Genomic DNA, 13,420 nt, shown 5'->3' with positions numbered 1-13,420 from the left:
GAGCACTCGTCCGTCGAGAACCACTTGGCGAAATTGTATTGTTACTTTATAACATTGTGCAATGCATCGCTTCGAATGCGTCTGCCTGAAGGGGTTCGCCATGTCCAATCGTCTTCCCGTCACCGTGCTGTCCGGCTTTTTGGGCGCCGGCAAGAGCACGCTGCTCAACCATGTGCTGCGCAACCGCGACAACCTGCGGGTGGCGGTAATCGTCAACGATATGAGTGAAATCAACATCGATGCCAGTGAGGTGCAGCGCAATGTCAGCCTCAACCGCGCTGAGGAGAAACTGGTCGAGATGAGCAACGGCTGCATTTGCTGCACGTTGCGCGAAGACCTGCTTGAGGAGGTTGCACGGCTGGCCGAAGAGGGACGTTTCGATTATTTGTTGATCGAATCCACCGGTATCTCTGAGCCACTGCCAGTGGCTGAGACCTTCACTTTCCGTGACGAGCTGGGTCGCAGTCTGTCCGATATGGCGCGACTGGACACCATGGTCACCGTGGTCGATGGCTTGAACTTCCTGCGCGACTATCAAGCAGCAGAGAGCCTGGCCAGCCGTGGTGAAACGTTGGGCGAAGAAGACGAGCGGTCGATCAGTGATTTGCTGATCGAACAGGTCGAGTTCGCAGATGTACTGCTGCTGAGCAAGATCGACCTGATCAGCCAACATGAGCGCGAAGAACTCATCGCCATTTTGCGCAGCCTCAATGCCCGGGCGCAGATCGTACCCATGGTCATGGGCCAAGTGCCGCTGGCACGGATCCTCAACACCGGGCTGTTCGACTTCGATCAAGCGGCCCAGGCACCAGGCTGGTTGCAGGAGCTGCGCGGTGAACATGTACCAGAAACCGAAGAGTACGGAATCGCGGCCATGACCTGGCAGGCCCGACGCCCGCTTCATCCACAGCGCTTTTACGACTTTATCCACAAGGACTGGGAAAACGGAAGGCTGCTGCGTTCCAAAGGGTTTTTCTGGTTGGCCAGCAAATATCAGGAAGCTGGCAGCTGGTCGCAAGCGGGCGGCATGATGCGCCATGGTCTGGCTGGCCGCTGGTGGCGCTTCGTGCCACGCGAGCAGTGGCCACAGGATGTGGATAACACGAATGCGATCTTGAAACACTGGACCACCGACACCGGTGACTGCCGGCAGGAGTTGGTGTTTATTGGGCAGAATATCGACGTCGAAAAATTATCCACAGCCCTGGATGCATGCCTGTTGACGGATCAAGAAATGGGCTTGGGTCACATGGGCTGGCTGCGTTTACCTGACCCATTTGGCCCATGGCATGAGGAAGCGGCAGCATGAACCTGGCTCACCGACCTGTGGATATCTTTCAGGTGTTTGGCGAGACGCCTCAAGTGCTGGCCGAAGTGCTGCAGGATGGCGTGAACCTGGCCGTCTGGCGGCGGCGCTTGCCGGCACAACTGGAGGACTTTGCCGCACTGGTGATCAGCCTTGGCCAGCCCTTGGCTGATCAGCGGGTGATTGATGTGAACGAGGAGCAGAAGCCGGTATTGCCAGATCTGCTGCGTGAAGCGGCGGATTTGCATGGGTATGAAGCTTTCGTTGCTGATGTGACGTGGTTGGTGGCGGCTTATACCTGTCTGGTTGGCGCACGACGGGTCGGTTTGCGCTTGCGCGTGTTGAACGCTCCGATGTGCCCACGCTTCCATGTGGATAACGTACCGTTGCGCTTGCTCACCACTTACGTCGGCCCAGGTAGTGAGTGGTTGCAAGAGCGGGATAGCTGTCGTGGAGAGTTACACACAGCTCAGCCACCTGTGGATAACATCCAACACCTGCAGGCCGCCGAGGTTGCGGTACTTAAAGGCGAAAAATGGCAGGGTAACGAAGGGGCAGGCCTGGTGCATCGGTCCCCTTCTACGCAGCGGGGGCGTTTGCTGCTCAGCCTTGACTGGCTGGCCTGACGGCGCATAGTGAGGCATCACCGCCGCCTGAAGCCACCCCATGCTGCAGAACATTCCCACCCATGTAATTGCCGGCCCGCTTGGTGCTGGCAAGACCACGCTGATCCGTCACTTGCTGGCTCAGCGCCCAGCCAACGAGCGCTGGGCGGTATTGATCAACGAGTTCGGCCTTGTCGGCCTGGATGCGGCCTTACTCAGCCGTGACGAAGACGGCATCGCCATCGGCGAGGTCGCAGGGGGCTGCCTGTGCTGCGTCAACGGCATGCCGTTCCAGGTGGGCCTGGGACGACTGCTGCGCAAATCGCGGCCTGACCGGCTGTTTATCGAACCTTCCGGCCTGGGCCATCCCTTGCAGCTGCTGGCTCAGCTGCAACAAGCGCCTTGGGTTGGAGTGCTGACAATTCAGCCACTCATGATGGTTGTGGATGCCCAGGCCATGGCTCGAAACGAGCCTCTGCCAGAGGCTCAACAGCAGGCTTTCAACGCCTCTGAAAGCGTGGTTTTCAATAAGTCAGAGGCTGTGGATGAAATACATAAGTTGTTGATAAGTAATAAATTTAAAGAAAAGAAGATCATGTGGACCGTGCAGGGGCAGTTGCCTTTGTCCGGCCTCCCGACGGTATCCCCACAGATTGTTGACAGCCCATTCTTGAAAAACAGGATTGTCGACAATCCTGGAATCGATCCAGCAGCACTGTGGGCTGACCCGAGTCAACCGATTTGCCTTGCCCAGCAGGGGGAGGGTGGTTGGAGTATTGGCTGGCGGTGGCACCCCGGCCAACAGTTTTATCCACAGCGGCTAAAGGCTTTCTTGTGTGCTTGGCCATGGCGACGGGCCAAGGGAGTTATCCACAGCATGGAGGGATGGTGGTCATTCAATGGGCTGAATGGGGATATGCCCGCTTGGGAGCCCAGCGACTGGCGGAAGGACACGCGTATCGAGCTGATTTTCGATCAGCCGCAACCGCAACCCGCATTGCAAGCCGGGTTGGATGAATGTCGCGTCAGTTGATCAGTTGCGCCAGCGGTTATGCTCCTGGCGCCATTGCTGCATCTCTATGACGTTGTCGGCGCGCGGTGGGGTCTTGATTTCGAACGGGTAGGGCGCCAGCTCGATCTGCACACTGTGGGCGCCGAACTGGGTCGCGGTGCCGGGGTGACGTTGCTCACCCGTGACGGTGAATTCGAAGGCATAGACGCGTGCCAGGCGCTTGCGGCCATTGGCATCCCGGACAAAGGCGATGCGCTTGAGCGCTACGGCATCGTCAAGCAACTCCAGGTCGAGTTTGGCGCAATGCTGTTTGACCCGTTCCAGGGCCTTTTCACGCAACCCATGGTTGTGCCACAACCAGGCGCCTGCCGTGGCTACCAGCATCAGGACGAAGAGGTTCTCCAGGGTCAACATTTGCATATGCTCCAAACAGGTAGATCCAGCTTAACTGCGTTCCTGGCCTGTCGTACAGGTAGCAATCGAGTTCATACTGCGCTGCGCACAATCCTAGAAACAGCTTTGGAAACCTCCCGCATGAAACGTACCCCGCACCTGCTCGCCATTCAGTCCCACGTGGTGTTCGGCCACGCCGGCAACAGCGCCGCGGTATTCCCCATGCAGCGTATCGGGGTCAATGCCTGGCCACTCAATACCGTGCAGTTCTCCAATCACACACAGTATGGCCAGTGGGCGGGTGAAGTGCTTGCCCCAGCGCAAATTCCTGCGTTGGTGGAAGGCATTTCCAATATCGGCGAGCTGGGCCACTGCGATGCAGTGCTTTCCGGCTACCTGGGCAGTGCCGAACAAGGGCGAGCGATCCTGGCCGGCGTCGAGCGGATCAAGGCGGTAAACCCAAAAGCGTTATACCTGTGCGACCCGGTCATGGGGCACCCGGAAAAGGGCTGCATCGTGCCGCCCGAAGTCAGTGAGTTTCTGCTTGACGAGGCTGCAGCCACAGCGGACATCCTGTGCCCCAACCAGTTGGAGCTGGACAGCTTCTGTGGGCGCCGCGCCCAGTCGCTGGAGGATTGCGTGAACATGGCGCGCAGCCTGCTGCAGCGTGGGCCGCAGGTTGTACTGGTCAAGCACCTGGCGTACCCCGGGCGGGCCGAAGAACAGTTCGAAATGTTGCTGGTGACCGCCGAGCACAGCTGGCACTTGCGCCGCCCACTGCTGGCGTTTCCGCGTCAGCCGGTGGGGGTGGGTGACCTGACCTCAGGCTTGTTCCTGGCGCGTGTGCTGCTCGGCGACAGCTGGGTGCAGGCATTCGAATTCACGGCTGCGGCAGTGCATGAAGTGCTGCTGGAAACCCAGGCCTGCGCCAGCTACGAATTGCAGTTGGTACGGGCCCAGGACCGCATTGCGCACCCACGGGTGCGCTTCGAAGCGCAGTTACTGGCGCTTTAAATGGCGTCGGTTTTCAAGTCCTGATAGCGCTTTTCCAGTTCCTGGCGGATCTGCCGGCGCTGCTGGCCTTGCAGGAAGCGGCGCTTTTCTTCGCTGCTGTGCGGCTGGCGTGGTGGCACCGGCACCGGGCGGCGGTTGTCGTCGACCGCGACCATGGTGAAGAAGCAGCTGTTGGAATGGCGCACCGAGCGCTCGCGAATGTTCTCGGTCACGACTTTGATGCCAACTTCCATCGAAGTGTTGCCGGTGTAGTTGACCGACGCCAGGAAGGTCACCAGTTCACCCACGTGCACGGGTTCACGGAAGATCACCTGGTCGACCGACAGGGTCACCACATAACTGCCGGCATAACGGCTGGCGCATGCATAAGCCACTTCGTCGAGGTACTTGAGCAGGGTGCCGCCATGTACGTTGCCAGAAAAGTTGGCCATGTCCGGGGTCATCAGGACGGTCATGCTCAGCTGGGCGTTTCCAGGTTCCATAGTGTGCTCACGGTGAGGTTGCGCTGAATCGGGCGAATGGAGGGCGTTATCTGCTGACACTGCTGTTCCCCTCTTTTGAATGTGCCTTGCTGATACGGGACGTTGGCTGGCGCATCATCGTCACGCTGATCATGCCATCAGCGGCGCTTTTCCAGCCGATCTGTTTCTGCATATTGCACTGGCTTTTTGCGGCGGAGCGCGATGTTAACCTGAGTACGCCCATGCAACATGGGTGTTCCCAGATTCAATACAGTATGTACTTGCTGCTCGCTCAGGTTTGCCTCGGCAGAGGAGCGGTCTGCCCAGGCATTCACAAGACGAGAAAAGGAGTATCACGCCATGCATGCCATCAGCTTCATCCAGGACCTGGCAGTCATCATGCTGGTCGCTGGCGTGGTCACCATTCTTTTTCACCGTTTCAAGCAGCCGGTGGTGCTGGGCTACATTGTCGCCGGCTTCATCATTGGCCCGCACACTCCGCCGTTCGGCCTGATTCATGACGAAGACACCATCAAGACCCTCGCCGAACTGGGGGTGATCTTCCTGATGTTCTGCCTGGGGCTCGAGTTCAGCTTGCGCAAGCTGTTCAAGGTCGGTGCCACGGCGTTCATCGCAGCGTTCCTGGAAATCGTCCTGATGATCTGGATCGGTTTCGAGATTGGCCGCTGGTTTGGCTGGAGCACCATGGATTCACTGTTCCTGGGCGCCATTCTGGCCATTTCCTCCACCACCATCATCGTCAAGGCGCTCAACGACTTGAAGATGAAGAACGAGCGCTTTGCCCAGCTGATCTTCGGCGTGCTGATCGTCGAGGACATTCTGGGTATCGGTATCATTGCCCTGCTGTCGGGCATCGCGGTCAGCGGCACGGTCAGTTCGGGCGAAGTGTTCTCCACTGTCGGCAAGCTGTCGCTGTTCATGATTGTCGCCTTGGTCATCGGTATTTTGCTGGTACCGCGGTTACTGGCCTATGTCGCCAAGTTCGAAAGCAACGAAATGTTGCTGATCACTGTTCTGGGCCTGTGTTTCGGCTTCTGCCTGCTGGTTGTGAAGCTGGAGTACAGCATGGTGTTAGGCGCTTTCCTGATTGGCGCGATCATGGCCGAATCACGCCAGTTGCTGAAGATCGAACGCCTGATCGAGCCTGTACGCGACCTGTTCAGTGCCATCTTCTTTGTCGCCATCGGCCTGATGATCGACCCTCAGGTACTGATCGACTATGCCTGGCCTATCGTTGTCATCACCCTGGCGGTGGTGCTGGGCAAAATGCTGTCTTGCGGCATGGGGGCGTTCATTGCCGGCAATGACGGGCGTACGTCTTTGCGTGTGGGCATGGGGCTTTCGCAGATCGGCGAGTTCTCCTTCATCATTGCCGCGCTGGGCATGACCCTGCAGGTGACCAGCGACTTCCTTTACCCGGTGGCGGTGGCGGTATCGGCAATCACCACGTTGCTGACACCCTATCTGATCCGCGCGGCTGACCCGTTGTCGCAGAAACTGGGCAATGTGGTGCCCGCCCGCCTCGCACGCGTGTTGTCGTTGTATGGCGAGTGGTTACGCAACATCCAGCCGCAGGGCGAGAGTGCCATGCTGGCGGCGATGATCCGGCGTATCCTGTTGCAGGTTGGGGTGAACCTGGCGCTGGTGATCGCCATCTTCTTCAGTGGCGGCTACTTTGCAGGGCGTATCGGCAATTGGCTCAGTGAGTGGGTCAGCGATGTCAGCCAGCAGAAGGCCGTCATATGGGGGGCTGCTTTGTTGCTGTCACTGCCATTCCTGATCGCTGCGTACCGCAAGCTAAAGGCACTCTCGATGCTGCTGGCAGAGATGGGCGTGAAGCCGGAAATGGCCGGGCGACATACCCAGCGCGTGCGCCGTGTGATCGCCGAAGTGATCCCGCTGTTGTCGCTGCTGGTGATTTTCCTGCTGTTGTCGGCATTGTCCGCCAGCATTCTGCCCACCAGCGAATTGCTGCTGGTGATTGCCGTGGTAGCTGCGGTGGTGGTGGCGTTGTTGTGGCGCTGGTTTATCCGCGTGCACACGCGCATGCAGATCGCGTTGCTAGAGACGCTGGAGAACAGTCGCGAAAACTCGCACTGAGGGGGTTACGCCTTGGGCAAGGTATCCCGCCCGCCCGAGGAGATGGGGCTACAGCGATGTCGCCAGGCGCAGAAGGCCTGGCGATTTTAACGATCTTGAGGCGCTGAGACGTCATTGTTACTGACTCAGATCGCGAGCTTCTCTATAAGTGCTAGCGATCAGCTCTCCAGCCAAACATCTCGCGCCCAGTGCCACACCGATTCCCAACTGTCTTCGCCGACAATTTCCTCTTCGGCATCCCACAGCACCACGGTGCCGTCCTCTTCGACGCAATAGTAATTGTCGCCGTCCTGGCACAGCGGAATCAGGTCACGCGGTACGCCGGCATCCCAGGCGTTGGAGGCCACATCTGGCAGGTAGGTGTGCGACTGCGGATCAGTGACGGTAACAGGCTCAAGGGAGCCGTAAACCACATCACTTACGGTCAGCAGAAACTCTTTGAACACGAATGGAATATTGATGAACAGCTGTTCTTCGATCTCTACCAGCTGGTCTTCATCGGGAAGCTCCAGGGGCACTGGTACTGGCTCATTCGCTTCACGGAGTTGTTCGATCACTTCTTCCACGGTTCACTTCCTCTGACCTAGATGACAACGCTGCGCCTTATACCCTAGTAGCCCACTTTGGCAAAAGCAAAAACCCCGGGCAAGCCCGGGGTTCTCTGTTTAGCACGCAGCGATTAGCCGTTTTGACGGATACCGGCTACCAGCCAAGGCTGGTTCTCGCCTTGGGCGCGAACCATGTGCCAGCTTTCGCTGAACACTTCGCCCTGGTCGAAGCGCGAATTCTTCGACACGCCACGGAAGGTCAGGGTCGCGTCGGTGCGGTCGGCGCGGTCTTCGACACCGTCCAGTTGCACTTCCAGGTTATCGATGTAGGTGGACTGGAAGCCATCACCCAGTTCAGCACGCTCACGCTTGAGGAACTCAAGCATTTGCGGGGTAACGAACTCGCTGATCTTGTCCATTTCATTGGCATCCCAGTGCTGCTGCAGCGACTGGAAGTGGTTACGGGCTGCCGCCAGGAAGCTCTGCTCGTTGAACCAGGCCGGGGCGTTGATCACCGGTGCGGCTGCGGCAGCAGGTGCGGCCGAACCCCCGAAAATCGAAGGCTGGGCAGGCTGCGCGTGAGCCTCACGCTGCATCGGCGCATGGCCTGGCATGGCCATTTGTGGCTGCTGTTGGCGGCGGCGCGCGGCGATGAAGCGGAACACGAGGAAGGCGATGAGCGCCACGATCAGGAAGTCCATGATCTGGAAGCCTTCGAAACCGTCGCCCATGAACATGGAAGCCAGCAGGCCACCGGCGGCGAGGCCGGCCAGTGGGCCCAACCAGCGCGAAGCACCGCTGGCGGCAGCCGGTGCACGGCCAGGTGCGGTCGGCGCGGCAGCAGGCGTGGTTGGCGTAGCCTGGCGGGTCTGGTGGATAGGCGCGGAGCCCGAGCTCTTGCCGCCGCCGAAACGCTTGGCGCTGGCGTCCAGGCTCAGCGTCAGGCCGACGCAGAGCGCCAGTGCGATGCTAAGAAAACGTTGCATAAGTGGGATATCCCCTGTTGTGGATTGCACGCGCGTCATGGTGCACAGGTTCCCGGGCACATGACCAGCGACATAGTGTTTCGAGCTTTTGCCTGATGTTACAAAGTTGGCAGGCCCGACCCTTGTGGGCTTAGACAGCCTCGAGCTTGGCATACCCCAGCATCAGCCATTTGCTACCTTCGGCAAAATTCACCTGCACCCGCGCCTGAGCGCCAGAACCCTCGAAGTTGAGGATTACGCCTTCGCCGAATACCGCATGCTGCACACGCTGGCCAAGGTTGAACGCGGTCTGCGGAATGCTGGCATTGGCGAACAGGTTGCTGTTGGTGGCCGTCTTGGCCCCGCCGAACGGGCGGCTGACACTGTTGGACAGGCGTACTTCCTGAACCAGGCCGGCCGGAATTTCACGCACGAAACGCGACACCTTGTTGTAAGTCTCGCTGCCATAAAGGCGGCGTGTTTCGGCATAGGTCATGACCAGCTGGCGCATGGCGCGGGTGATGCCTACATAGGCCAGGCGTCGTTCCTCTTCCAGACGGCCGGGTTCTTCCAGGCTCATCTTGTGCGGGAACAAGCCTTCTTCCATGCCCACCAGGAACACATAGGGGAACTCCAGGCCTTTGGCGCTGTGCAGGGTCATCAGCTGGATGCTGTCTTCATGCTCGTCAGCCTGAGTATCGCCAGCTTCGAGTGAGGCGTGGCCAAGGAAGGCCGAGAGCGGGGACAGGTCGGCGTCTTCGTCGGTGGACTCGAAGTTGCGTGCCGCACTGACCAGTTCCTCAAGGTTTTCTACGCGTGCCTGGCCCTTTTCACCTTTTTCTTCCTGGTGATAGGTGATCAGGCCGGACTGTTCGATGGTGGTCTGGGTCATGGTATGCAGCGGCATGTCCACAACCTTGGCGGCCAGCCCCTCGATCAGCTCGATAAAGGCCCCCAGGGCACTGGCGGCGCGGCCCTTCAGGGCTTTGGCGGCGAGCAGCTGGCACATGGCCTCCCACATGGACAGCTGGCTGTGACGGGCGTGCTCGCGGATGGCTTCGACGGTTTTTTCGCCAATACCACGCGGCGGCACGTTGATCACCCGCTCCAGAGCGGCATCGTTGCCACGCCCTTCGATCAGGCGCAGGTAAGCCATGGCATTCTTGATTTCGGCGCGCTCGAAGAAGCGCTGGCCGCCATAGATGCGGTAGGGGATGCGTTCGCGCAGCAGGGCCTCTTCCAGCACGCGCGACTGGGCGTTGGAACGGTACAGGATGGCGATCTCGTTGCGCGCATTACCCTGCTTGACCAGGCTCTCGATGGTTTCCACGACATAGCGCGCTTCGTCGTGCTCGTTGTAGGCCGCGTACAGGGTCAGTGGTTCGCCTTCGCCCATGTCGGTCCACAGTTCCTTGCCCAGGCGCCCGCTGTTGTTGGCGATCAGCGCGTTGGCCGCCTTGAGGATGCCGCCGGTGGAGCGGTAGTTCTGCTCCAAGCGGATCATTTCGGCGTCGGGGAAGTCGGCGGTGTACTGGTGAATGTTCTCGATCTTGGCGCCGCGCCAGCCGTAGATCGACTGGTCGTCATCGCCTACCGCCATCAGGCTGTCGCCACCGCGTGCCAGCAGGCGCAACCAGGCGTACTGCACGGCGTTGGTATCCTGGAACTCGTCCACCAGCACGTGGCGGAAGCGTCGTTGATAGTGCTCCAGCAGGCCCGGGTGGTCACGCCACAGGTCCAGGGCGCGAAGCAGCAGCTCGGAGAAATCGATGACACCGGCGCGCTCGCACGCCTGCTCGTAGGCCGTATAGACCTCGCGCATGGTCGCCAGGAACAGGTCGCCCCCCGCCTGGATATGCTGCGGGCGCAGGCCTTCGTCTTTCTGCCCGTTGATGAACCACTGGGCCTGGCGTGCCGGCCACTTCTGCTCGTCCAGGCCCAACTCGCGCATGACCCGCTTGATCAGGCGCTGCTGGTCGTCGCTGTCGAGGATCTGGAAGTTCTGCACCAGCCGCGCTTCCTGCCAGTGGGCCCGCAACAGGCGATGGGCCAGGCCGTGGAAGGTGCCGACCCACATGCCTGCCGGGTTGATGCCCAACAGTTGCTCGATCCGCTGGCGCATTTCTGCTGCGGCCTTGTTGGTGAACGTCACCGACAGGATCGAGTGCGGTGATGCCTGCTCGACCTGGATCAGCCAGGCGATGCGGTGTACCAGCACGCGGGTTTTACCGGAACCGGCGCCGGCAAGCACCAGTTGACGCCCGAGCGTGGCCGCTACGGCCTGGCGTTGGGCATCGTTGAGGGAATTCAGCAGGAGAGAGAGGTCGTCTGTGCGCATCGGGCCATTCTAGGGCGATGCCGGGTAAGGGGCAAATATCTACTGTATGAATATTCACCTGGCGGCATCCCGCTCATCGGTCCGGGGCCAGGTCACGGCCTGCGCAAGCTGGCTGAGGCATCGTTAGTCGAAGGCCTTCCCGTTATGGATTTCGCACCTGCGAATTTCATCTGCTGCTGTTTCAGATTAAAGGTCGCGCCATCGCGCAGGTCATTCAGCCATGCCAGTGCCTGCCATGCCTGGCGAGCAGGCTGTTGGCTTGCTCGGGCCCGAAACTGCCAGCCGGGTAGGGGCGGGGCGCCTGGAAGTGCTCTTCACAGCCCTTGATGATTGGATCTACCCAGGCCCAGGCTGCTTCCACTTCATCGCGGCGCATGAACAGCGTCGAATCACCTTCGAGCACATCCAGCAGCAGACGCTCGTAGGCTTCCCAGCGGCGAGTCTGGCTGAACACCTGGGCCAGATTAAGGTCCAGGTCCACGGGTTCCAGGCGCATGCCTTTGCCTGGGCTCTTGGTCATCATGCGAAGGCTGATGCGTTCGTCCGGTTGCAGCTGTATCAGTAACTGGTTGACCTGGCCGCCGCTGAACAGTTCGTGAGGCACTGGCTTGAACTGGATGACGATCTGCGAAGCGCGCCGCGCCATGCGTTTGCCGGTGCGCAGATAGAAAGGCACGCCCGCCCAGCGCCAGTTGTCGATGTGCGCCTCGATGGCAACGAAAGTTTCGGTATCGCTGTCGTTGTCGACGTCCTTTTCAAAGTAGTAGGCCGGCACTTCCTGGCCGCCGATACGCCCGGCACCATATTGGCCGCGTACCGTCTTGTCCTGCACATCCTGGCCGGTGATCGGCTTGAGGGCGCGCAGGATTTTCACCTTTTCGTCGCGTACCGCTTCTGCCTCGAACTGCGCGGGTGGCTCCATGGCCACCAGGCAAAGCAGTTGCAGCAGGTGGTTCTGCAGCATGTCGCGAATAGCCCCGGCGCGATCGTAGTAGGCACCGCGGTTTTCTACGCCCAGTGTCTCGCAAACGCTGATCTGTACATGGTCGACCTGGTTGTTGCGCCATACCGGCTCCAGCAGGGCATTGGCAAAACGCAGGGCCATCAGGTTCTGCACGGTTTCCTTGCCCAGGTAGTGGTCGATGCGGAACACCTGTCTTTCTTCGAACACCGTGCCAATGGCTTCATTGATGGCAGTGGCGGATTCCAGGGAATGGCCGATCGGTTTTTCCAGCACGATGCGCGCTTCGGTGTCGGCCAGCCCGGCAATGCGCAGGTGGTTGGCAATTGGCACGAACAGGTTGGGGGCGGTGGCCAGGTAGAAGATGCGCGTCAGCCCGCCGGGTTCACCCAGGTAGCGTGCCAGGCGGCCAAAATCGGCGCTCTGTGAAGCATCCATCGGGAAGTAGTCGACCCGCGCGGAAAACCGCTGCCACACCTCTTCGTCGAAGTCGCTGCGGGCAATCTGCGCCCGACAATGGCGTTCGGCGAGCTTGAGATAGTCGATGCGTGGCAGGTTGCGTCTGGCCAGTGCGATGACCCGCACGGCAGGGTTCAGACGGGCCTCGCGAAACAGGTGGTAGAGCGCCGGAAGTAATTTGTGCAGGGCCAGATCACCGGTGCCGCCGAAGACCAGAATGTCGCAAGGAATAGTCAAACCACCACTCTCCACGTTCGTTTAACTGGGCGGGTTGGCGTCCATGTAGTATAACTACAAGAAAGCTACAACCCGGCACGCCGATCATAACCGAGTCCAGCCTGTGAATCTGTTGCAACATATCGCCCAATCGCGCCACCTGCTGCGCAAATCGGAACTGAAAGTGGCCGACCACGTGCTGCTCGACCCGGCTGCCGTCATGCACAGCTCCATGGCCGATTTGGCGCACAGCGTGGGTATCAGTGAGCCGACCATCGTGCGTTTCTGCCGGGCCATAGGCTGCTCGGGCTTCCAGGACCTGAAGCTGAAGCTGGCGCAAAGCCTGGCTGCCGGGGCCAGCTTCGGCCAGTTCGCTATCCACGAAGACGATTCGGTCGCCGACTACAGTCTGAAGATCTTCGACACCACCCTGCACACCCTGATGGAAGTGCGCGAGCACCTTGATCCGCAAGCACTGCAACAAGCCGTGAGCGCCATGGCCCAGGCGCAACGGGTAGAGTTTTATGGCTTTGGCGCGTCCGGTGCCGTTGCGGCCGATGCCCAGCACAAGTTCTTCCGCCTGCTGCTCAGCGCGGCAGCGTATTCCGACCCCCACATGCAAGCGATGTCGGCCGTTACCCTGAAACCGGGTGATGTGGCGGTGTGTATTTCCCAATCGGGCCGTTCCAAGGACCTGCTGATCACTGCCAACCTGGTCCGTGAGAGCGGCGCCAACCTGATTACCCTGTGCCCCAGCCAGACGCCGCTGGCCGAGCTATCGACGGTCAACCTGGCGATCGACGTGCATGAAGACACCGAGATCTACACCCCACTGACCTCGCGTATTGCCCACCTGGTGGTGATCGACGTGCTGGCCATGGGCGTTGCCATGGCGCGCGGGCCTAGCCTGGTCAACCACCTGAAGAGCGTGAAACGCAGCCTGCGCAGCTTGCGTCTGTCGCCCAAGTCGATCAAGGCTACCGACGACTGAATTCAACCTGCACTGGCCTCTTCGCGGGCT

Annotated in this window: 12 protein-coding genes; 6 read left to right on the top strand and 6 right to left on the bottom strand. The window is 60.0% G+C overall.

Translation table 11 applies throughout. From position 1 onward, the window contains the following. Positions 1–100 precede the first annotated feature (100 nt). Genes zigA through AC3WLP_RS06855 form a run of 3 tightly spaced genes read left to right on the top strand, consistent with a single transcriptional unit; the run spans position 101 to position 2,944 of the window. Positions 101–1,309, top strand: coding sequence for a zinc metallochaperone GTPase ZigA (zigA, locus tag AC3WLP_RS06865; protein ID WP_012054131.1), 1,209 nt, complete (start codon positions 101–103; stop codon positions 1,307–1,309). Beyond that, the gene (locus AC3WLP_RS06860; RefSeq protein ID WP_012054130.1) at positions 1,306–1,932 is read left to right on the top strand and encodes a DUF1826 domain-containing protein; all 627 of its coding nucleotides are present in this window, start codon (positions 1,306–1,308) and stop codon (positions 1,930–1,932) included. The genes zigA and AC3WLP_RS06860 overlap by 4 nt, the downstream gene beginning before the upstream one ends. A gap of 40 nt (positions 1,933–1,972) precedes the next feature. Then, complete coding sequence (locus tag AC3WLP_RS06855) at positions 1,973–2,944, top strand: CobW family GTP-binding protein (RefSeq protein ID WP_012054129.1); 972 nt, start codon at positions 1,973–1,975, stop codon at positions 2,942–2,944. Here AC3WLP_RS06855 and AC3WLP_RS06850 read toward each other — a convergent pair whose 3' ends face one another. After that, positions 2,945–3,337 (bottom strand): DUF3301 domain-containing protein, encoded by a 393-nt coding sequence (locus AC3WLP_RS06850; protein WP_003253259.1) that lies wholly within the window; start codon positions 3,335–3,337, stop codon positions 2,945–2,947. It lies immediately after the preceding gene. A gap of 120 nt (positions 3,338–3,457) precedes the next feature. Here AC3WLP_RS06850 and pdxY point away from each other — a divergent pair, with 120 nt between their 5' ends. Continuing rightward, positions 3,458–4,330, top strand: coding sequence for a pyridoxal kinase PdxY (gene pdxY, locus AC3WLP_RS06845; RefSeq protein WP_003253261.1), 873 nt, complete (start codon positions 3,458–3,460; stop codon positions 4,328–4,330). Here the strand turns inward: pdxY and AC3WLP_RS06840 are convergent. Then, on the bottom strand, positions 4,327–4,812 hold the full coding sequence (locus AC3WLP_RS06840; RefSeq protein WP_003253263.1) for an acyl-CoA thioesterase: 486 nt from the start codon (positions 4,810–4,812) through the stop codon (positions 4,327–4,329). The genes pdxY and AC3WLP_RS06840 overlap by 4 nt on opposite strands. Positions 4,813–5,151: 339 nt before the next feature. On the opposite strand from AC3WLP_RS06840, the gene AC3WLP_RS06835 reads away from it, so the two are divergent. Then, a complete protein-coding gene (locus tag AC3WLP_RS06835) occupies positions 5,152–6,912 on the top strand; it encodes a cation:proton antiporter (protein WP_003253264.1) in 1,761 nt (586 codons plus the stop codon). 158 nt (positions 6,913–7,070) lie between these two features. Here AC3WLP_RS06835 and AC3WLP_RS06830 read toward each other — a convergent pair whose 3' ends face one another. From AC3WLP_RS06830 to zwf, 4 genes are all read right to left on the bottom strand, one after another. Beyond that, positions 7,071–7,478 carry an SMI1/KNR4 family protein gene (locus tag AC3WLP_RS06830; protein WP_003253266.1) on the bottom strand — a complete coding sequence of 136 codons (408 nt, stop codon included), beginning with the start codon at positions 7,476–7,478 and terminating at the stop codon, positions 7,071–7,073. Positions 7,479–7,591: 113 nt separating this feature from the next. Then, positions 7,592–8,446: a Tim44 domain-containing protein gene (locus AC3WLP_RS06825; RefSeq protein WP_041168564.1), complete on the bottom strand. Its 855-nt coding sequence runs from the start codon at positions 8,444–8,446 to the stop codon at positions 7,592–7,594. Positions 8,447–8,576: 130 nt separating this feature from the next. Continuing rightward, the gene (gene uvrD, locus AC3WLP_RS06820; protein ID WP_004575197.1) at positions 8,577–10,763 is read right to left on the bottom strand and encodes a DNA helicase II; all 2,187 of its coding nucleotides are present in this window, start codon (positions 10,761–10,763) and stop codon (positions 8,577–8,579) included. A gap of 214 nt (positions 10,764–10,977) precedes the next feature. Further along, positions 10,978–12,420 (bottom strand): glucose-6-phosphate dehydrogenase, encoded by a 1,443-nt coding sequence (zwf, locus tag AC3WLP_RS06815; protein WP_003253271.1) that lies wholly within the window; start codon positions 12,418–12,420, stop codon positions 10,978–10,980. A gap of 103 nt (positions 12,421–12,523) precedes the next feature. On the opposite strand from zwf, the gene hexR reads away from it, so the two are divergent. After that, the gene (hexR, locus tag AC3WLP_RS06810) at positions 12,524–13,390 is read left to right on the top strand and encodes a transcriptional regulator HexR (protein ID WP_003253273.1); all 867 of its coding nucleotides are present in this window, start codon (positions 12,524–12,526) and stop codon (positions 13,388–13,390) included. Positions 13,391–13,420: the final 30 nt, after the last annotated feature.

Source organism: Pseudomonas sp. FW305-E2, assembly GCF_058782925.1.
The sequence above is the reverse complement of the archived record's forward strand: the minus strand, read 5'-3'. Positions and strand labels throughout refer to the sequence as shown.

Coding starts and splice junctions, on each gene's coding strand:
- AC3WLP_RS06835 (WP_003253264.1), top strand. CDS start 5,152: ATGCATGCCATCAGCTTCATCCAGGACCTGGCAGTCATCATGCTGGTC.
- uvrD (WP_004575197.1), bottom strand. CDS start 10,763: ATGCGCACAGACGACCTCTCTCTCCTGCTGAATTCCCTCAACGATGCC.
- AC3WLP_RS06855 (WP_012054129.1), top strand. CDS start 1,973: ATGCTGCAGAACATTCCCACCCATGTAATTGCCGGCCCGCTTGGTGCT.
- zigA (WP_012054131.1), top strand. CDS start 101: ATGTCCAATCGTCTTCCCGTCACCGTGCTGTCCGGCTTTTTGGGCGCC.
- AC3WLP_RS06850 (WP_003253259.1), bottom strand. CDS start 3,337: ATGTTGACCCTGGAGAACCTCTTCGTCCTGATGCTGGTAGCCACGGCA.
- pdxY (WP_003253261.1), top strand. CDS start 3,458: ATGAAACGTACCCCGCACCTGCTCGCCATTCAGTCCCACGTGGTGTTC.
- AC3WLP_RS06840 (WP_003253263.1), bottom strand. CDS start 4,812: ATGGAACCTGGAAACGCCCAGCTGAGCATGACCGTCCTGATGACCCCG.
- AC3WLP_RS06825 (WP_041168564.1), bottom strand. CDS start 8,446: ATGCAACGTTTTCTTAGCATCGCACTGGCGCTCTGCGTCGGCCTGACG.
- AC3WLP_RS06860 (WP_012054130.1), top strand. CDS start 1,306: ATGAACCTGGCTCACCGACCTGTGGATATCTTTCAGGTGTTTGGCGAG.